At 39.7% G+C, this 20513-nt stretch carries 22 protein-coding genes; 12 read left to right on the top strand and 10 right to left on the bottom strand.

Annotated features, from left to right (window positions below):
• Positions 1-69: 69 nt before the first annotated feature.
• The 5 genes from ABX891_RS19065 (at position 70) to ABX891_RS19085 (ending at position 3901) form a co-directional block, all read left to right on the top strand.
• Positions 70-468, top strand: coding sequence for a thiol-disulfide oxidoreductase DCC family protein (locus ABX891_RS19065; protein WP_024605706.1), 399 nt, complete (start codon positions 70-72; stop codon positions 466-468).
• Complete coding sequence (locus ABX891_RS19070) at positions 465-1187, top strand: SDR family NAD(P)-dependent oxidoreductase (protein WP_354630388.1); 723 nt, start codon at positions 465-467, stop codon at positions 1185-1187. The genes ABX891_RS19065 and ABX891_RS19070 overlap by 4 nt, the downstream gene beginning before the upstream one ends.
• Before the next feature lie 9 nt (positions 1188-1196).
• Positions 1197-1805, top strand: a complete 609-nt coding sequence (locus tag ABX891_RS19075) for a flavin reductase family protein (protein ID WP_290192762.1) — start codon at positions 1197-1199, stop codon at positions 1803-1805.
• 101 nt (positions 1806-1906) lie between these two features.
• Positions 1907-3127 carry a M24 family metallopeptidase gene (locus ABX891_RS19080; RefSeq protein WP_354630389.1) on the top strand — a complete coding sequence of 407 codons (1221 nt, stop codon included), beginning with the start codon at positions 1907-1909 and terminating at the stop codon, positions 3125-3127.
• A 114-nt stretch (positions 3128-3241) separates the two neighbouring features.
• Positions 3242-3901, top strand: a complete 660-nt coding sequence (locus ABX891_RS19085) for a DsbA family oxidoreductase (protein WP_002959016.1) — start codon at positions 3242-3244, stop codon at positions 3899-3901.
• 87 nt (positions 3902-3988) lie between these two features.
• Here ABX891_RS19085 and ABX891_RS19090 read toward each other — a convergent pair whose 3' ends face one another.
• From ABX891_RS19090 to ABX891_RS19115, 6 genes are all read right to left on the bottom strand, one after another.
• The gene (locus ABX891_RS19090; RefSeq protein ID WP_002959014.1) at positions 3989-4267 is read right to left on the bottom strand and encodes a peptidylprolyl isomerase; all 279 of its coding nucleotides are present in this window, start codon (positions 4265-4267) and stop codon (positions 3989-3991) included.
• A gap of 102 nt (positions 4268-4369) precedes the next feature.
• Entirely contained in the window at positions 4370-4792 is a 423-nt protein-coding gene (locus tag ABX891_RS19095; protein ID WP_182692720.1) for a thiol-disulfide oxidoreductase DCC family protein, read from the bottom strand.
• Positions 4793-4819: 27 nt separating this feature from the next.
• Complete coding sequence (locus tag ABX891_RS19100) at positions 4820-5347, bottom strand: response regulator transcription factor (RefSeq protein ID WP_354630390.1); 528 nt, start codon at positions 5345-5347, stop codon at positions 4820-4822.
• The gene (locus ABX891_RS19105) at positions 5344-6585 is read right to left on the bottom strand and encodes a sensor histidine kinase (RefSeq protein WP_354630511.1); all 1242 of its coding nucleotides are present in this window, start codon (positions 6583-6585) and stop codon (positions 5344-5346) included. The genes ABX891_RS19100 and ABX891_RS19105 overlap by 4 nt, the downstream gene beginning before the upstream one ends.
• A 61-nt stretch (positions 6586-6646) precedes the next feature.
• The gene (locus ABX891_RS19110) at positions 6647-7057 is read right to left on the bottom strand and encodes a nuclear transport factor 2 family protein (protein ID WP_024605696.1); all 411 of its coding nucleotides are present in this window, start codon (positions 7055-7057) and stop codon (positions 6647-6649) included.
• Positions 7058-7065: 8 nt separating this feature from the next.
• Positions 7066-8373, bottom strand: coding sequence for a metal-dependent hydrolase family protein (locus ABX891_RS19115; protein WP_354630391.1), 1308 nt, complete (start codon positions 8371-8373; stop codon positions 7066-7068).
• A gap of 153 nt (positions 8374-8526) precedes the next feature.
• Here ABX891_RS19115 and ABX891_RS19120 point away from each other — a divergent pair, with 153 nt between their 5' ends.
• Entirely contained in the window at positions 8527-9606 is a 1080-nt protein-coding gene (locus ABX891_RS19120) for a ketoacyl-ACP synthase III (RefSeq protein WP_101216126.1), read from the top strand.
• 70 nt (positions 9607-9676) lie between these two features.
• On the top strand, positions 9677-10063 hold the full coding sequence (gene gloA2 / locus ABX891_RS19125; protein ID WP_024605693.1) for an SMU1112c/YaeR family gloxylase I-like metalloprotein: 387 nt from the start codon (positions 9677-9679) through the stop codon (positions 10061-10063).
• Between the two features lie 38 nt (positions 10064-10101).
• On the opposite strand, the gene ABX891_RS19130 is transcribed toward gloA2, so the two are convergent.
• Both ABX891_RS19130 and ABX891_RS19135 read right to left on the bottom strand, forming a co-directional pair.
• Complete coding sequence (locus ABX891_RS19130; RefSeq protein ID WP_354630392.1) at positions 10102-11466, bottom strand: leucyl aminopeptidase family protein; 1365 nt, start codon at positions 11464-11466, stop codon at positions 10102-10104.
• Between the two features lie 87 nt (positions 11467-11553).
• On the bottom strand, positions 11554-11976 hold the full coding sequence (locus tag ABX891_RS19135) for a hypothetical protein (protein WP_354630393.1): 423 nt from the start codon (positions 11974-11976) through the stop codon (positions 11554-11556).
• A 112-nt stretch (positions 11977-12088) separates the two neighbouring features.
• Here ABX891_RS19135 and ABX891_RS19140 point away from each other — a divergent pair, with 112 nt between their 5' ends.
• From ABX891_RS19140 to ABX891_RS19150, 3 genes are all read left to right on the top strand, one after another.
• Positions 12089-12259: an oxidoreductase-like domain-containing protein gene (locus tag ABX891_RS19140; RefSeq protein WP_354630394.1), complete on the top strand. Its 171-nt coding sequence runs from the start codon at positions 12089-12091 to the stop codon at positions 12257-12259.
• Positions 12260-12568: 309 nt separating this feature from the next.
• Entirely contained in the window at positions 12569-15151 is a 2583-nt protein-coding gene (locus tag ABX891_RS19145; protein ID WP_354630395.1) for a TonB-dependent receptor plug domain-containing protein, read from the top strand.
• A 250-nt stretch (positions 15152-15401) separates the two neighbouring features.
• The gene (locus ABX891_RS19150; RefSeq protein ID WP_024605690.1) at positions 15402-16835 is read left to right on the top strand and encodes a tetratricopeptide repeat-containing sulfotransferase family protein; all 1434 of its coding nucleotides are present in this window, start codon (positions 15402-15404) and stop codon (positions 16833-16835) included.
• On the opposite strand, the gene ABX891_RS19155 is transcribed toward ABX891_RS19150, so the two are convergent.
• Entirely contained in the window at positions 16832-17740 is a 909-nt protein-coding gene (locus tag ABX891_RS19155) for an alpha/beta fold hydrolase (protein ID WP_024605689.1), read from the bottom strand. The genes ABX891_RS19150 and ABX891_RS19155 overlap by 4 nt on opposite strands.
• A 128-nt stretch (positions 17741-17868) precedes the next feature.
• Between ABX891_RS19155 and rlmF the strand changes: the two genes are divergently transcribed.
• Positions 17869-18801: a 23S rRNA (adenine(1618)-N(6))-methyltransferase RlmF gene (gene rlmF / locus ABX891_RS19160; protein ID WP_354630396.1), complete on the top strand. Its 933-nt coding sequence runs from the start codon at positions 17869-17871 to the stop codon at positions 18799-18801.
• 40 nt (positions 18802-18841) lie between these two features.
• Entirely contained in the window at positions 18842-19846 is a 1005-nt protein-coding gene (gene ltaE, locus ABX891_RS19165) for a low-specificity L-threonine aldolase (RefSeq protein ID WP_354630397.1), read from the top strand.
• Here the strand turns inward: ltaE and ABX891_RS19170 are convergent.
• Positions 19820-20413, bottom strand: a complete 594-nt coding sequence (locus tag ABX891_RS19170) for a thymidine kinase (protein WP_166377125.1) — start codon at positions 20411-20413, stop codon at positions 19820-19822. The genes ltaE and ABX891_RS19170 overlap by 27 nt on opposite strands.
• Positions 20414-20513 lie beyond the last annotated feature (100 nt).

Here is a 20513-nt window from a genome sequence, read left to right on the forward strand (position 1 = left end):
TATTTAATAGATCCATTTGCAATGTCTTGTCGTAAAAAAGTATATATAAAATAATCACAAAGCAATTACATGATCATTTTTTACGATGGAAACTGCCCTCTTTGCAGCACCGAAATGCAGCAACTAAAACACGTAGACTCTAAAAATCTAATTACGCTTGAAGATCTTAACGCGAGCGACTTTAGTGAACGCTACTCGTATATTGATAAAGACAAAGCAATGAACTACCTGCAAGCCCAAAAGCAATCAGGTGAAATGATTTACGGGCTTGATGTAACGTACGAAGCATGGAAAATAGTGGGTAAACACAGCTGGTTGAAAATTTTTCGCTTGCCAATAATTCGCTTTTTCGCTGACTGCGGATACCTGTTATTTGCAAAGTATAGGCACCCCATCAGTCGCTTTTTGATGCCAAATACTCAGTGCAGTAACGGCCAATGTGGACTAAAAGCAAAAGGTGATAAATGAAAACCATTGTTTTATTCGGCGCAAGCAGTGCCATAGCAAATGCATATATAGAACATTTACAAATAAACACGCCTACTCATCAGATTGTTTGTATTAGTTCAAAAAGCATTGAATCTGACTCTAGTGTTGTCCACCTACACACTGACTACACAAAACAAAGTTTAGCGCGCGTTACTAATTACCTAAAAGAGCAAAATGCCGATATACAACAAGTTATTATATTCAATGGTACACTGCACAACGAAACCCATATGCCCGAAAAAAAGCTGGAGGATTTAGACGCTGAGTATTTTAGCCAACTTCTCAATTCAAACACCCTAACTCCCCTACTTTGCTTGCAGAGTATTTTGCCGCTCTTAACACATAAAACGCAGTGTACTATTACAGCACTTAGTGCGCGTGTGGGCAGCATTAACGACAATAAATTAGGCGGTTGGTATACGTATCGCGCCTCTAAGGCAGCTCTTAACATGCTATTTAAAACCGCAGCGATTGAGCTTTCACGCCGAGCTAAAAATACCAAGCTCGTTTTATTTCACCCAGGGACTACTGATACTGCGCTTTCAAAGCCATTTCAAAAAAACGTACCCGCTGGAAAACTCTTTACAGCTGAATTTGTAGCTAAGCAGCTTTTTACACTTACTTTTAATAACCCTCATTTAGAACTCAATGGTGAGCCTGCCTACTTAGATTGGCAAGGCGAAAACATACCGTGGTAAGGACCTTTAATGCATTTTACTAAAGAGCGCATAAACGCACTTGAAAAACACACTCGTACTCATTTAATTAATTCGCTTTCGGGTTTTAAAAGCGCTAACTTAATTGGCACGCAAAACAAACAAGGCAATACTAATCTCGCCATTGTTAGCTCAGTTATTCATTTAGGTGCTCACCCGCCGCTAGTTGGCATGATAATGCGCCCAAATAGCGTGCCTCGACATACGTTCGAAAACATAATCGAAACCGGTAGTTACACCATTAACCAGGTTAATAAAGCTATTTATAAGCAAGCTCATCAAACATCAGCCCGCTACGACAAAGGCGAGTCTGAGTTTGATGCTACAGGCTTAACGCCTGAATACTTAAATGACTTTGCAGCGCCTTTTGTTAAAGAAAGCCGCTTAAAGTACTCGGTTAAATTTGTAGAAAACCAACATTTAGCCATCAATGGTACAGAGCTTGTAATAGGTGAAATCACTGATGTGTATTTAGATGAAGTAGCACTTCAAAGTGATGGCTTTTTAGATTTACAGGCTATTGAAACCGTGGCAGTAACCGGGCTTGATAGCTACCACACAAGTAATAAACTCACGCGTTTACCGTACGCTAAAAAATAATATGCCCTTTTAAGAGGCTATAAACTAATAGCCTCTTATCGCATAACATTGAATTTTACCTTGGTATTAATCACACTAGCTAAAAATCCAAGGAGAAAAATATGACCACCATAGGTATTGGTACACAATCAAGCGAGCAAGCGCTGGCAAGCCTAAGTAACATGACGCAAACGCTGACCCCTATCGCAGCTGACGAACATTTAGAGCGCATAGCCAAGGCGCAAGCGTATATGATAGCAAACAACATAGATGCAATTTATTTAAACGCTGGCACCAACCTTACCTACTTTACAGGCATGAAATGGTACGCGAGCGAGCGCATAGTTGGCGCGATATTACCCGCCCTTGGTGAAGTACAATACATTGCGCCTTATTTCGAAATTGGTTCACTAAACGGGTTTAAAGTAATAGAGGGACCTATTCATGGGTGGCAAGAGCACGAAAATCCTTATGCACTTTTTGTCGAAGTATTAAAAAAGTTAAACATTAATGAAAACGCAACTATTGGCATTGATGAAAGCGCACAATTTTTTATATTCGACGGCATTAATAAAGCACAAATGGGTTTAACCCTCATAAATGCACAACCTGTAACGGCGCATTGCCGTATGCATAAATCAGTTCATGAACTTAGCTTAATGCAACGCGCGATGGACATGACCTTAGCCGTGCATCAAGCCACAGCAAGCATGCTTTATGAGGGAATAACCACCACCGAAGTAGAAGCTTTTATTAAGCAAGCACACCAAAAAGTAGGTGCGCCAGGTAACTATTTTTGTATTGTTTTATTTGGTGTTGCAACGTCTTTCCCGCACGGTGTTAAAGATGCCCAAATACTTAAAAAAGGCGATATGGTACTAATTGATACTGGCTGTAAAGTACACTATTACTTATCAGATATAACCCGTACCTATGTATTTGGCGAACCAACAATGCGCCAACGGATGTTTTGGGATCATGAAAAAGCAGCGCAAATGGCCGCGTTTAATGCAGCTAAAATTGGTGCTACGTGCGAAGACGTTGACGCGGGCGCACGTAACTATTTAGCAGCGCAAGGGCTAGGCCCGCATTACCAAACACCGGGTTGCCCGCATCGAACGGGTCACGGTATTGGGCTAGATATTCACGAATGGCCATACTTAGTTGGCGGTGATAAAACCCCACTTGCCCCAGGCATGTGCTTTAGTAACGAGCCAATGTTAGTTATACCCGATGAATTTGGCGTGCGTTTAGAGGATCATTTTTACATGACCGACAACGGCCCTCATTGGTTTACACAACCAAGTTATAGTATTGACGACCCATTTGGCCTTAACGCTTAAAACTGAATACCTTCAAGAGCAGCTGCTTAGCTGCTCTTTTTAGTTTGGCATTGATAAAGTGCAGTTCATCCCAATATCCCCTGTTATACCAAAGCAATCCTCAAAAGGATAAATATGAAAAACTTTAAAATTGATATCGTTTCAGACGTAATGTGCCCTTGGTGTGTAGTGGGTTATAAAAACCTAGAAACTGCACTAGAGCAACTCAAAGACGAAATGAGCGCAGATATTACGTGGCATCCTTTTGAACTAAACCCAGATATGCCAATTGAAGGTCAAGACTTAAACGAACACTTAATGCAAAAGTACAACCTAACAGAAGAGCAAGGCGACGAAAATCGTAAAAACATGTTCGAAGCCGGTCAGCGTGCTGGGTTTACCTTTAATTTTGATGGCAAACGTATCATGATCAACAGCTTTGATTTGCATCGTTTATTAATGTGGGCACGTGAAGAAGGTAAGCAAACGAAGCTAAAACTCGCCTTTTTTGAAGCGCACTTCACAGATTTAAAATACTTAAATCAAGAAGAAGCGTTGCTCGACGTTGTTGAAAAAGTAGGTCTTGATAAAGAAACTGCACGCGGTATTCTACATTCAGACAAATACGTACAAGACGTACGCCAAGAGCAAGACAACTTTAAACAGATGGGTATTACGTCAGTACCTACGTTTATCATAAACGATAAGTATGCACTTACTGGCGGACAACCAAGCGACTCATTCATTCAAGCACTAAAACAAATTAGTGAAGAAGAAGCTAAGCAAGACGCTTAATACACAAATAAAGTTTAAAATTAAGAAAGGCTGCACATTGCAGCCTTTCTTGTATATAGCGAAGATTACTTCTTACTTAAAAATAAACTAAGTACGATAAAGTACTTTAATTACATGCCAGCCAAATTTAGTTTTAACTAGATGAGGCTCTAAAATTGCGCCTTTAAATGCAATTTTGTCAAACTGTGGAACCATTTGTCCGCGTCTAAATTCACCTAAGTCACCGCCTTTTTTACCCGATGGGCATGACGAATACTTTTTAGCTAAGGTCTGAAACTTTGCACCTTTACCTAATTGCTTAATAATATCTTCTGCAATTTCTTTGTGCTTAACCAAAATGTGAAGTGCATGTGCTGTGTTTGCCATGAAAAAAGCCTTTTATACCGTTAGCTAAAATTAAACGCGGCGATTTTAGCACAACCTCATAAACCTATCATCTACTTATACTGCAGTGTATTAACGCCTAATTTATAAATAATGTTTAGCATCCTCTGGGTTGGGTACTCTGCAATACTGATATTTTCCAAATAACGAATACCTATTTAAAGCAACCCTATCGTATAACCAATTATTAAACCTATTTGGCAAAATACTAAATACGTTTGCTAGTTTGTATGGGTAACCTAGCTGCTTAACAACATTAAAAAAAGCATGGCTTTGTGTAAATGCTTTACCATTTTCAACAAGCACCATTGAAGCGTATTCACTGGTTGAAAAACCAAAGTGTGTTAACAACAGTTCTCCTTTTGGAGATTGCACGCTGCATAATTTAAAAATAGTAGTTTTATCGTGAGCAATAATAAAGTTACACCACGCGCTGCAAAGCTTACATTGCGCATCAAATAAAATAATTTTTTGGTTTTGCATTAATATAGCTGCATCATCGCTCATAACACCTCCCTTAAATTAAGTAATAAATTACTGCTGCACCGGCTTTTTTTGTAACTTGCGCTGCAAAGTACGTCTATGCATATTAAGTTGCCGCGCGGTAACCGACACATTGCCATTATTACTGTGTAATACTTGTTGAATATGCTCCCACTCTAAGCGCTCCGGCGACATAACCGCATCATCAATAACATTCGATGCCGATGACACAGGATCGGTGTTAAGCGCTTTTAATAATGTTGCCATATCAACCGGCTTAGTAAGGTAATCGTTTGCGCCTAAACGCATTGCCTCTACTGCGGTTGCTATACTTGCAAACCCGGTTAGTAAAACAATATGAGTTTGGGGGAGCAAACTACGCAGCGGCTTTATTAGTGTAAGTCCGTTATCGTCACCTAGTTTCATGTCTAATAAAACAAAGTCGGGCAATAGTTTACGCGCGGTAAGTAATGCATCACTTTGATTATGCGCCACCTCGCAGGTAAAGCCTTGTTTAGTTAAGCGCCTTGCCAGTGTGCAGGCTAAATTAATGTCGTCTTCAATTATAAGTAACTTCATGAGGCGTTATTCTCAGTGTTTACAATAGCGAGTTTAACTTTGGCGACAGCGCCGCCATCTGCATGGTTAAACAAGGTAAGTGAGCCATTTAAACGCTCGAAGGTAACATTTGATAAAAGCACAGCAAGCCCCATTCCTTGATCGCTTGGCATAAGTTGACCACCCAGCTCTGCTAATTGCGATGATGAAAAGCCAGGGCCAAAATCGCGAATTAACAAGTAAACGCATTCACTATGTAAGTTATCTTGCTGCCAACTCAGCTCTAATTGAGTTTGACCTTGTTTTTGATTAGCGAGCGCGGCGTTTTGCAATAAATTTAAAATAGCAGGCAATAACATGGCATCACTTATCAATGTTGCTGCAATAGGTGGCGTAATCCATTTAATGTGCTGATCAGCGTATTGCAGTAAAAGCGTATCTGTAATTTGCGTTTGCAGTTGCTTTACGGTGGTATGCTCTTGCGAATTTTTAAGGCGTAATTGCTCTGAGAGCCTTCTAAAGTCGTTAAGTTGCGTACTACACTGAGTAAGCGGCGCTTGCATGTGCTTAACAATGGGGTTGTTTGGTTGCTCTTCTAATAACTCTTCAAACAATAGCTGTAAATTTGCAATTGGGGTCGCTAGTTGATGGGTTATTTGTGCTGCGGCCCCATCAAGGGTAACAAGCTGTTCATTACGCAATTGTTTTTCACGCACGTTTGCAATAATTCGCTCTCGCTCTTTAAGTGCCCTGCTCATTGCGCCAATTACTAATGCGATTACGCTGGCACTTAAAACAAAATTGACCCACATGCCAATAAAGTGACCACTCATATTCATTTGATGCATGCTGTGATCGGGCATCTTTATCAGTAAAAAACTGTATGCGGCAATGGCTAATACCGCAATATAAGCTAATCCTTTTTCTCGCAACGTAACAGCAGCGATCATTATCGGGAGCAATAACAGTGATACAAATGCATTGGTTGCACCACCGCTTAGAGAGAGCAAAACCGTTAAAAATAATACATCAGCGGTTAACTGCATCAACATACCCAAAGGTTTAGCGCGGCTTACATTACGATAGGCAAACAGGCTAATAAGCTGAAACACAGCCTCAACGGCAATAACAATCAGTAATGGCAGTAATGCGATTTGATGTTCTAGTAAAAAATAAACGCTAAGCACAGCAATTAATTGCACCGCAATAGCGCCGCTTCGCAGCATTAATAGTCGACTAATGGTGGGGTCGGTTTGCATTAACAAGAGGTGATTGCCCAATCAAATGTTTAATAAGGTTATTTTAACGGTTATATGATTTTTAATCATCATCCATCGAAATTGAAATTGAAAACGGTGCACAAGGCGTTCCTTGGTGAAACACCATTTTCCATTGCCCGTTAGTTTGGCGCCAAAGCGACATACGCAATGAATAATTAAATTCACTGCGAGCAGAGCGCCTATAAGCTGCTTGATAACTAAGTTGCACTACATCATCGCTCAGCATTCGGCCCTTAAAATGCTGATTATAAAACTGTGGCACAACCTCGGTAGGTAAGCGGGTAAGTACTTGGTATTTATTAAATGTAGTGCCGTTGGCAGCAATTTCGATAAATTCATCATCGAGTAAAGCATCTAATGCGCGCTCAGATTGGCGAACTTCTGGGTCTAGTAACTGGCGCTCAGCGTCAATCAAATGATTAAACAACGACACTTTTATTTTGCTGCTCATAACTTTCCCTATTGTTTATAAACTTGCCCGGCTTTCATAACAAATTGCACGTTTTTAAGTACGTCGATATTTTTAAGCGGTGAGCCATTCACACTGATAATATCTGCTTGTTTACCAACACTCAAGTCGCCAATGAGTGCGCTTTGCCCCAGTAGTTTAGCTGCATGTATGGTTGCTGACTTAATAGCTTGGGCTTCGCTCATACCATTGTTTACCATTAAACTAAATTCGTTAGCATTAAGCCCATGACGCGACACACCTGAGTCTGTTCCAAAGGCTATATTAACCTTGTTTTTCAGTGCAAGTTTGAACGAAGCCTGCATTTTTGGAGTCACTTCACGCACTTTGTCGACTATTGCCGGTGGCATATTTGGATTTGTAAGCACCTCTTCGCTTACCGTTGCACCCGCTAAAAGCGTCGGTACTAAATAAGCTCCCGTTTTTTTAAATAACTTTATTGCCTCTTTATCTAAATAAGAGCCATGCTCAATAGAATCTACACCGGCTTTTAAGGCCGCTTTTATACCTTGTGTACCGTGCGCATGCGCTGTAACTTTACGACCCAAGTGATGAGCAGTAGCAACAATTGCAATCAGCTCTGCATCTGTAAGTTGTTGGTTAACCCCTGCGGCGGTATTACTCAATACTCCGCCTGTGGCAGTAATTTTAATTACATCAGCGCCACTTTTTATTACCTCGCGTACCGCACGGCTACAATCATCCGCGCCATTACAAATACCAATCCCACCTGTAACCGCATCTGTAATATCTTTTCGATAACCGTGCATATCAGCGTGTCCACCGGTAGGCGATATTGTATTACCCGCTGCAAAAATACGAGGGCCGTTAATATCATTTCTCTCGATAGCGCGTTTTAGCGGAAATATAACTTTATGATCGCTACCTAAATCTCGCACTGATGTAAAACCCGCATCGAGCGTACGTTGCAAATATTTAATTGAGCGCAAAGCATAATCGGCATCATATTCTGTTGCCCAGCGGTGAGGGTTTGCTTTAGCATCTCGCTCAAACGTAACGTGAACATGCATATCAATAAGACCAGGCATTACAAATTGATTTTTAAGATTGATAATATCGGCATCAGATAGGTTAAGTTCTGCTTTTGTGAGGTAGCCGTTTTTAATGGCTGTTATTGTATTATCTGTTATGACTAACGTTTGCTCTGTTTTTGCTTTTTGATCCTCAGATGCAAGTAAGCTGCCCGCATAAATAATTTTATGCTGTTGGGCAAAAGCCCCATTTGCAATTAATGCCAGCGTTATTGCAGTGAATGTTGTTATTAGTGTTGTTTTCATACTTGCTCCTTTTTTATACTAGCATTACCTTAAATAACCTGTAATTGCGAATATTTACGACACAAAGCATGCTATAAACTAGTCTTGAAAGCCGTTTTTTGGTATAACTCACCCATTAGAAATACATGTCAGACCACCTTAAGAGAACATACTATGCCTTACGCACATATCACTGGTTGGGGTAAATGCATTCCACCAGCAAGCATTAGCAACGATGAAATTAGTGAAATAGTTGATACCACCGACGAGTGGATAACCACGCGTACAGGCATTAAATCTCGCCGAGTGAGCCATGTAAGTACCGCCGAGCTGGCAACCGTTGCTGCTAAGCATGCTATTGCGTGCGCGGGCGTTGATCCTAAAGATATTGATTTAGTGATATTAGCCACTTGTACACCTTCTACTGTTGTGGCAAATACCGCCTCACAAGTGCAAAAAAATATTGGTGCAACCGGCGCTGCCGCAATGGATACAAACGCGGCATGTTCGGGCTTTTTATATGCATTGCAAGCTGCTACAGCACAAATTCAAGCGGGTATGATCAAAAAAGCCGTGGTCATTGCCGCTGAGCGTATGACCTGGTACGTAAACTGGGCACGTCGCGATAGCGCTGTTTTATTTGGCGATGGCGCAGGTGCAGTAATACTTGAAGCTGCCGATACGCCTGCTGGTTTACTTGGTACCAAAACCGGTTGTGACAGCGAAGACCGCGATATTTTACACATCACCAACTTTGGTAGCGATTTAAATAAGTATGAGCCAATTGGCCCTTCTGATTTATTATTTGAAGGTCGTGAAATATTTAAACGTGCTGTAAAAGGTATGAGTGAAGCCTGCGACGACGTACTTAAGCAAGCTGATTTGAGCCTTGACGACATTAATGTACTCGTTCCACACCAAGCTAACTTACGTATTATTCAGGCTATTCAGCATCGCTTAAAAGTACCTGACGAAAAAGTAATGGTTAACATTGGTGAGTATGGTAATACCTCTGCTGCTACGATTGCTATTGCGTTATGTGAAGCGGTTGAGCAAGGGTTAATTAAACCGCATTCAAATATTATGTCTGCTGCATTTGGTGCAGGTCTTACGTGGGCTGCAAGTTACATAAAATGGGGCGAACGTGTAACGCCTATTAGTGTAAGTGATGCCGCTTTACCGCCATGTGATAAAACTGGTTTAGAGCTTGTAGCACCGGCTGTTAAAGCATGTAAAGAAGCCGAGCAAAGCTAACACAACATGTAATAAGCCACATTTAAAACGCACTTATTTAAGTGCGTTTTTGCTTTTTAAGGAATTAAACTTGAAACTTTTAGGTATTCATCACGCTGCGATTATTTGTAGTGACTATGTACGTTCTAAACACTTTTATAGCAATGTACTTAAACTTGACGTTATTAATGAGCACTTTAGAGCTGATCGTAATTCATATAAGTTAGATTTAGCCATGCCCGATGGTAGCCAAATAGAGCTATTTTCGTTTGATGGATCGCCCGCAAGACCAAGCTATCCCGAAGCACAAGGCTTAAGACATTTAGCTTTTAAGGTAGCGGATGTACAGATTGCAAAAACGTATTTAGAGTCGTGCGATGTAAACGTTGAGGATATTAGAGTGGATGAAATAACCGGCAAAAAGTTTACCTTTTTTGCCGATCCAGATAACTTGCCACTTGAGCTTTATGAGGTTTAAAACTCATAAGCTCAAGTTCTTACTATTGAATCAAAAACTTACTTATTAAAACGATTTTGTAAGTAGTTAAACACTGCACGAATACCTAATGCTTCACCACCCGTTGGACGACCTGGTAATGCACGTAAGTTCCACGCCATTACATCAAAGTGTACCCACGGTGTTGTTGGCTCAACAAATTCTTTTAAGTAAAGCGCTGCAGTAATAGCACCACCAAACGGTGTACTTGCACAGTTTGCCATATCGGCTACATCACTTTTTAGTAAGTTTTTGTATTGCTCAAACAACGGAAGTTGCCAAACAGGATCATGTACACTTAAACCTGCATCAATAATACCGTTTGCTACATCGCGCTCTGTTGAGAAAAAGCCCGGAAGCTCCGTGCCCAGTGCAACACGACATGCACCCGTGAGGGTAGCAAAATCAATAATTAGCTCAGGATTATCGTTTTGTGCTTCGCTTAATGCATCACACAATACTAAGCGCCCTTCTGCGTCTGTATTATCAATTTCGACCATAATGCCTTTGCGTGTTTTAACAACATCGCCCGGGCGAAATGCATTGCGCGATACTGCATTTTCAACAGCAGGTACAAGCACTCGTAATCTAATTGGTAAGTTAGCTGCCATAATAAGCTGTGCTAGTGCAATTACGTGCGCCGCGCCGCCCATGTCTTTTTTCATGTTACGCATGCCAGAGCTCGGTTTTAAATCAAGTCCGCCTGAGTCAAAACATACGCCCTTACCTACTAGCGTAATTAATGGAGCGTCTGCTGCGCCCCATTTTAAATCGAGTAAACGTGGTTTGTTTTCACTTGCACGACCCACCATATGAATAGTTGGGTAGTTTTGCTCTAGTAACTCATCGCCAATCCACTGTGAAAATTCGCCATTGTAAGTTGCAGCTAAATCTTCCATTACTTGCGATAAATGTTGCGGCATCATATCTACCGCTGGAGTATTAACTAAATCACGTGCAAGTGTAATAGCATCAGCTTGTTGGCTAACACGTTCAAACAACGCTTTATCGCTAATGGCTAATTGCGCTTTAGCTGTTGGCTTTTCTTTATATTCACTAAATTCGTAACCACCAAGTACAAACCCTAAAGCAACTTGCTCTACAAAAGCGCTGTCGCCTTGAATTTGATAAGTACCAGTAGGCAGTGTATTTGCTAAATTACCCGCAGCCCAAAAATCATCGCTGCTTTGCATTAAACAAAATACCTGGCTTAACTCGCCCGTTTTAGCATCAGGGATTAAAGCAACACCTTGCTTTTCAAAACCTGTATTAGTTAACCAATTTTGTATAAATGCAGGCTGCTGTGCTTGCCAGTCAGATAATTCGTTTTTAAGAATAAAAGATAAAGGAATACCAGAAGATGTATGACGTAGTAATGCACTCATTAAAAAGCTCATATAATATAAAAATGGTACTTAAGAGCATATCAATAAGCGCACCTAAAAGGTATCGCTAATTTGGAGGGATTTTAGTTACTTTTTTAAGCTATTTTTGGATTCTTGCTTTTGATTTTCTTGATCTATTTTTGCATCAAGCTCTTTAATAGATTTGCTCATATTAAACGAGCTTGGCAGTACATCAACTCCCACTAAACTCCCTAATTTAACAACTAAAGGAATTGTAAGCGGGGCAAAAGGTAATACTGCAAACACACCGAGCCCTAACCCTTTCAAAATATCAACAAACTGTTCATTAGCGCGTTTTAATTCTTCTTTACTTGTTTGGCCTTGGGTATAGCGCCTATAAATAGAGAGCATTTCTTTGGTTTCTTGTCTTTCTTGAGCAAGTGCAATTTTAAGCGCCACCATAGCACGACGAAAACGCAGCTGTTGGCGTTTCTTACTAATTTTAACTACCCGCCAAGGTGCACGGTGAATAACTTTATATAATCGCATAACTTTTATTTTCACACAGCAACACAGGTTCACAAAGAATAATTTACTTACAGCATCCTTTAACTTACCCTTTGCACCAAATTAGTATTAAATACATACAAAAGTGCAGAATATGACAAACCAATTACCGAAAAAACCTGAAAAACCAAAATCTGATGAATGCTGCGGTGGAGGCAGTTGCTGCCCCTGCGTGTGGGATGAATACAAAGAAAAATTAGCAGCTTGGCGATGCGAACAAAACATTGAAACCCCCACAAAAAAGAAACAAATAAATAACATTTAAACATTGCCAGCGCATTAACACTCCCCTAAAAAGCCCTATTTGCACCTATTTAGTTCATTTTCCCTTTACTTTGCACCACTATTGCATTTTTTCTTGAAGTGAACTTTTTTGTTATCAAATGGTTAATTAACAATTGCCCTTCCCGTTTTTTACCTATAGTCTGTAGATAGGACTTCACAAAAAGTAAGCTTAATTGATTAGGCTGTTGAGCTAAAAACTCAAACTTATGTGAAACAAAAAATTAAGCAAAAATAAAAGATGTGAAATCAGCATCAAAGATAAGAATTATTCTAACTGGGGAAAATTAGAATGAAATTAAAAAGTAATGCGCTAAACCAAGCAATTAAATTTGCCTTAGCTACAACCACTGCAGGGTTGTTTATTTCTGGTTCTGCTATTGCAGCAGACGAGCAACAGCAAACTAAAGTAAATAAAAACGTAGAGAAAATTGCCGTAGTTGGTACGCGTTCAGCTCCACGTTCAATTGGTGACTCACCGGTTCCAATCGATATTATTGGCGGCGAAGAACTTGAAAAGTCAGGCAATACCGACATGCTTGAGCTTTTAAAAGGTGCTGTGCCATCTTTTAACGTACACCAAAATCCTATTAGTGATGCGGCCTCTCTTGTTCGCCCAGCTAACTTACGTGGTTTACCGTCAGACAGCACATTGGTTCTTTTAAACGGCAAACGTCGTCATCGTGCTTCTGTAATTGCATTTTTAGGCGGTGGTATTAACGATGGCGCTCAAGGTGCTGACATTTCAGTTATTCCAAGCATCGCGATTAAACAAGTAGAAGTACTTCGTGATGGCGCAGCAGCTCAGTATGGTTCTGATGCGATTGCCGGTGTAATGAACTTCCAACTAAAAGACGCTTCTGAAGGTGGTAAATTAGAAATCCGCCATGGTCAATTTTATGAAGGCGACGGCGATACAACACAAGTGTCGGGTAACGTGGGTTTACCATTTACCGACAATGGCTTTGCTAACTTAAGTTTTCAATATAAAACAGCTGATGCAACAAGCCGATCAGTACAACGTGCCGATGCTGCTGCACTTTCAGCGGCCGGTGTTCCTGATGTATCTTCGCTTGCACAAGTATGGGGCGCACCAGAAGTAGATGACGATATTACAATTTTTGGTAACGTGGGTTTAGAGCTAACAAATGACTCTGAATTTTACATGTTCGGTAACTACTCTGAACGTGATGTACGTGGTGGCTTTTACTACCGTAACCCGCAAACACGTTCTGGCGTTTACTCTAACGATGGTGGCGAAACACTACTCGTTGCCGACACAACACCTGATATGAGTGCTAATTGTCCTACTATTGCAATAACAGATGCCAACGTACTAGATGATCCAGCTTACATAAATGGTGTAGCAAACAACCCAGATTGTTTTGCCTTTAACGAGATGCTTCCAGGTGGTTTTACACCTAACTTTGGCGGCAACATTACTGATACTTCTTTAACTATTGGTACTAAAGGGCGATTCACTGGTGGTTTCTTAAAAGATACTTACTATGACTTAAGCGGTACTGTGGGTTTAAATGAATCACGTTACTTTATTTACAATACGGTTAATGCCTCTTTAGGTGCAGATACGCCACGTGACTTTAGCCCAGGTAAATACGAACAGCTAGAGAAAAACTTTAACTTTGATTTATCAAAGGGTGTCGACTTTGGTTTAGCATATGATGTAAACATTGCCGGTGGTTTTGAATGGCATGAAGAAACATTCACTATCGTCTCTGGTGATGAAGAATCTTACACTGCAGGCCCTTTAACAGCACAAGGTTTTGGTATTGGCTCTAACGGCTTTCCTGGTTTTAAACCATCACAAGCAGGTGAATTTTCTCGCCGTAACTATGCAGCATATGTTGATGTTGAAGCACCGTTTACTGAAGACTTCTTAATGGGCGTAGCACTTCGATTTGAAGACTACGACAGCTTTGGCACTACCACTAACTACAAAGTAATGGCTCAATACCATTTAACTGAAGATTTAAATATTCGTGGCTCTGTAAGCAGTGGTTTCCGTGCACCAACGGTTGGTCAAGCTAACGTAAGTAATGTACAAACAAGTTTAGATGGCGGTGTATTACAAGATTCAGCGCTTCTTCCACCAACAAACCCAATTGCAGTGCAATTAGGTGGTACAGAGCTTGAGCCGGAAGAATCACAAAGTTATACGCTTGGTGCTGTATACACAATTGGCGAATTATTTTTAACGCTTGATTACTACAACATCCAAGTAGATGACCGTATTAGCCAATCAGATAAAATCAACTTAAGCCAAGCAGACAAAGATACCCTTGCAGCAGCAGGAGTACCTAATGTACAAGGTCTTGCTCAGGTAAGCTTTTTTACAAACGACTTTGACACAACAACACAAGGTATCGATTTAGTTGCAAACTATACAGCTGAATTAATGGGCGGTAGCTCTACATTTAGCCTTGCATATAACTGGAATGATACTGAAGTAACTAAATTTAGTGAAATTACAGGTGCGTTTAAAGTTAAGCGTTTAGAAGAAGATTTACCTAATCATCGTGCAACGTTCACATTGTCTCAACAATGGGAATCAGTTTCTGCATTTGCTCGTGCAAACTACTACGGCGAATACCAAGGTGTTCACGTTGATTATGATGCAACAGCTAAAACAGCAGATGCTGCAGTCACTATTGATGCTGAAGTAACTTACTTCTTAAATGAATCAGTTAGCTTCTCAGTAGGTGCTCAAAACTTATTCGACCAAGATGCTGAAAAACTTGATTTTGCAGATGCAACGGGCATCCCTAATAACAACTGGGGTGGTCAGTTCTACGAAACATCTCCGTTTGGTATTAACGGTGGCTTTTACTACGCTAAAGCAACATATACTTTTTAAACTATTTTCATGAAGAACCAAAGGCGAAATGTTAAAGACATTTCGCCTTTTTAATTTTATAGTTAATAAAAATAATAATGAACAATACCAATTGCATTGAATAAGTGTTCTATTATAGCGCTCAGAAAATAGCGTAATAACAAGGCGAAAACTATGATATATAGTTGCTCTATATGAATAATTTTTAACGCAGTGAGTACGCTATTTAATGCGATAGAATGATTATTTTTTTAATAAAATTGGTATAACTATGCTACTTGAAAAAGCCAACCAACTACTGCAACAAAATAAACTCAAAGAAGCTGAGTTTCATTTTAAAACGCTATTAAATAGTAACCCTGAAAATGGTGAGGCTTTATTTGGCTTAGGCAGAATTGCCTTACGACTAGAACGTTACGACGCTGCTGTATACCTACTCCAAAAAGCCTGTGAGCGCTTGCCTCATATGCTTGAACCATTACATGCCCTTGCTGATGCATTTAACGGTGTTCATTCGCCAAACGATGCACTAACGGTGCTTGAATACGCAAAAAAATTAGCAAGTCATAACCCAGAGCCTCATTATTACTTAGCACAGCACTATTTAACACATGGCGAGTTAGATAAAGCTCATACAACCTTTGCTCATGCACTCAGTATTGGGGTATACCCTGTAACAGCTTATATTTTATTTGAACTTGTGCAGTTAGGTCGCTTTGATAATGAGCATAATTATGTAAGTAATTTGCACCACTTATTAACTCAAACGAGTAATTTACGTTTAAAAATGGTGTGTTACTACGCATTAGCAAACAGTTACGATGCACTTGAGGATACCGAGCAAGCATTTAATTATTTTATATTGGCGAATAAATTACAAAAAAAATTAAGTGAATTTAACACTAAAGATTTAACCCCTTTTTACGATGAAATAATAAAATACAACACCGAGGAGTTTATAGCCTCTGCCGATAAAAAGTTTACGGGTAATATCACGCCTGTATTTATTATTGGCATGCCTCGTAGTGGTTCTACCCTTGTGGAGCAAATGCTGGCAAGCCATAGTCAGTTTTCGAGCCTAGGAGAGAGCACGAGTATTAGTAATAACGCAGTTGCTTTTATCGAACAAAAAACGGGAGTGACTTACCCGCAATGTTTAGCATATTTAACGCCGGATTTAATCAAAAAAGTCCGCGAGCTGTATATTACAACATTAAAAACAGCATCGCCCATCAGACCTTTTATAATAAATAAACTGCCGAGTAATTATCAGTCGCTCGGACTTATATATATTCTATTTCCAAATGCTAAATTTATAAATTTAAGTCGTGATTTTAATGCCACCGCATTTTCTATCTTCACTAATTACTTTGCTGAAAACGAGCCTTACTTTTGCTCACTACCTGAGTTTAAGCTTTATCATAAGTTGTATGAAAAATTGATGAGCCATTGGCACTCTTTTAAAGAGATGCCAATTTATGATGTCAGTTACGAAGATTTAGTGAGTAACCCAAAAGAGCAGCTAACGCAGTTACTTGGTTTTTTAAACTGTAGTTTTGAAGAGCGCTGCTTAGCATTTTATAAACAAAAAACACCGGTAACGACCTTGAGTAAACATGCTATTCGCCAACCTATTAATAACGCCGCAATCGCTAAGTGGGAGCGTTACAAAACACCTCTTTTAAAGTTACTTGATGAGAATTAATTAATCGGATGTGCTTTAAACCAATTAAGTAAATCTTTAAATTGATCATCACGCGCACTTGGGTGGGTAAGCATATTAATATGATCGTAATCAAAATTATGCCCGTGTTTACGACCGTAAATTTGCATTTGTTGAATGCCTAGCCCCGATTCGTCCATAAATTTTTGAATATCGATTGGTTGCGCTAATGCTTTATCTTTTACCGCAGCAATATGAAGCGTTGGCGGTAAATGCAGGTTGTTTAGCGCTTTTGCATAATCAAAATTATCATCAGAATCTATCCATGGCTTCTTTTTAGCCCATTGCATACTTTGATAATGCGACTTTTGAGTTTCGTTATCGCTTCCCCACTTATAACCTTTAGCATTTAAATAGCCGTGTTTTTTAGCAAGTAAAGGTGCCATAAAATACCAAATTAAATTGGCTTGTAATAATTTTTGAGGATGATTATTAAATAAAGAACGCTTAGAGCCAAAATACACACACGCTTTTACATCATTAATATATTCTGGAAAACGTGCAAACGCGCTGTTCATCAATACCCCGCCCCAAGAGTGAGCGACCCAGTAGTCAGGCTTCTTGCCTTCAATCAACTCTATTTGCTTAATAAAGGCAGGAATGTCTTCTAGGATAGACTCAGTTTGTCCATATTCGGACTCGCTCGAAATAATTGGCTTACTATCACCTCGTCCACGTAAATCAGCCACATAACATCTATACCCATGCTCAGCCAAAAAAGGGGCAAGCCCTTTATTAGAATGGGTGTAAAAAATTTTACCGTTTTCTATTGCTCCATGCATAAAAAATACGATGGGCCCTTGCTGATCTTCATCGCTAATACGGCGTAAATGAAGAGTTTGCTGAGAGTCTAAATCAACTATTATTGATTGCTGAGAAATTGCCACAGTTATTCCTTTTTATTATTTTCAACTCATCCTACCAGCAATATTAAATATACCAAAGGAAATGTCTGCACTTTACTCATCAGCATTTGTTACAATCACCACATCATATCTGTTGTTAAAATGAAGCCATGAAAGAAAATAAAGCACGTTCAAAATTACACCCTCGTAACCTACATAAAAATGGTTACGACTTCAATTTATTAACAACAGAGCACCCTGCTCTACTGCCTTTTGTTATAACCACACCTGCAGGTACTAAAAGTATTGATTTTAGTGATAACAAAGCCGTTAAAACACTCAATCAAGCCCTTTTAAAAGCACATTATAATATTGATTTTTGGGATATTCCCGAGCACAACTTGTGCCCGCCTATACCTGGGCGTGTTGACTACATTCATTACTTAGCCGACTTATTAAGTGATGATAATCAACAACAAATACCTTTAGGTAAGCAAATTAAAGTACTTGATATTGGTACTGGTGCTAATTTAGTTTATCCGCTTACTGGTACAAGTGAATATAAGTGGCATTTTACAGGGACTGATATTGATGCAACCTCAGTAAAAATAGCAAAGCAAATTGCTCAGTTTAATGGTTTAAAAATAACCCTAAAACAACAAAAAAACGCATCACATATTTTTAAAGGCGTTATAAATCAAAAAGATTTATTCCATTTAACACTTTGTAATCCTCCGTTTCATGCCAGTGAAGAAGAAGCGACTAAAGGTAGTGAACGTAAATGGAAAAACTTAGGCAAAACACCAAGTAACGCGCTTAACTTTGGTGGCCATAATAATGAATTATGGTGCGAAGGCGGTGAAGTACAGTTTATCTCTAATATGATTAAAGAAAGCGAAGACTTTGCAGAGCAAGTACTGTGGTTTACGTCGTTAGTATCCAAAAAAGATAATATTGCAGCCCTTGAAAAAGTATTAAAAGCCCACCCGATAGCACAATATAAAATAGTTGATATGGCACAAGGTCAAAAAATTAGCCGCTTTATTGCATGGAGCTACTTTGATAAAGAAACCCGCGAGCAAATTTGTAGCGAGCTTGATTAATACCAATTTTATTAAAAACAATAAAAAGGATAAGGCAATCATGATAGATTTTCGCTCTGATACAGTTACAAAACCAACAAAAGAAATGCGCGATATTATGTGCAGCGCACCGGTTGGTGATGATGTATATGGTGATGATGAAAGCGTTAACCAACTAGAAGCTTATGCGTGTAAGCGTTTTAACTTTGAAGCCGCACTTTATTGTAGCTCAGGTACACAAGCCAACTTACTTGCAATAATGGCGCATTGTGAGCGAGGTGACGAATACATTTGTGGCCAAAATGCGCATAACTATAAGTTTGAGGGCGGCGGTGCAGCTGTTTTAGGGTCTGTGCAACCACAGCCTATCGAAAACGATGCTGATGGCAGTATACCTTTTAGTAAAATATCGACGGCTATAAAACCAGACGATTGTCATTTTGCAAAAACGCGATTGCTTAGTTTAGAAAATACCATTGGCGGAAAGGTGCTGCCTCTTGAGTACTTAGCCCAAGCTCGTGACTTTGTTAACACACATAATTTAGCGCTGCACTTAGACGGCGCACGAGCATTTAATGCCGCAGTTGAGCTAAATGTTGATATCACTGAAATTACAAAACACTTTGATTCAGTTTCTATTTGTTTATCTAAAGGCTTGGGAGCGCCCGTAGGCTCTTTATTATTAGGCTCACCAGCACTTATTAATAAAGCAAGACGATGGAGAAAAGTACTTGGTGGCGGTATGCGCCAAGCCGGAATGCTTGCAGCCGCTGGGCAGTTTGCACTTGAGCACAATGTAGAGCGCTTAAAAGACGATCATGCAAATGCACGTTATTTGGCTCAACAATTAAGTGAAATCAGTGGCTTTACTGTCGATATGAGTAACACCACTAATATGGTTTACGCAACATACACTAACAGTATAAACATTGAAGAGATTGCTGAGGCACTTAAACAACAAGGTATATTATTTAGCCCAAGCAAGCAGCTTAGGCTAGTAACGCATTTAGATATTACGCGCGAAGATATTGATATATTTTTAAATGCTTTGTCGGCCCATATTTAACGCGGCTTTATAATGTTTGCGGCATACCGAAACATATCGGTCATTGCCGCCAATTTCTACTTGGTTACCATCGGCTATTGCATCACCATTTTCATCGGTACGAAGTACATGGTTAGCTTTACGCCCGCAGTGGCATACAGTTTTGAGCTCAACTAACTTATCAGCCCACGCAAGTAAGTATTGCGACCCTATAAATAGCTCGCCTCTAAAGTCATTACGCAGGCCATAACACAATACCGGTATACCAAGCTCATCAACCACATCGGTTAATTGCATTACTTGTTCTTTTGATAAAAATTGGCACTCGTCAACTAACACACAATGGCGCTTTTTATCATTATTGAGTGATTGAATAAGATCAAAAACATCTTTACTGGCATCAAATACATGCGCATCAGCTTGCAAACCAATACGAGACGATACTTTACCCACGCCTTGTCTATCATCAATGGCCGCAGTAAGGATCACAGGTTCCATACCACGTTCTTTATAATTAAATGCAGATTGTAATAACGTGGTTGATTTACCTGCATTCATTGCAGAGTAGTAAAAGTATAATTGAGCCATTGCGGTGCCATTTTATAAAAAGTCCGCTTATGCTACCTTAATATTAAATTAATACCAATTTACAAACGCGAATTTTATTTTGTCAGGGCCTGTTTATTTA

Source organism: Pseudoalteromonas sp. NCIMB 1079 (assembly GCF_040567695.1).
In the GTDB taxonomy this organism is placed as follows: domain Bacteria; phylum Pseudomonadota; class Gammaproteobacteria; order Enterobacterales; family Alteromonadaceae; genus Pseudoalteromonas; species Pseudoalteromonas distincta.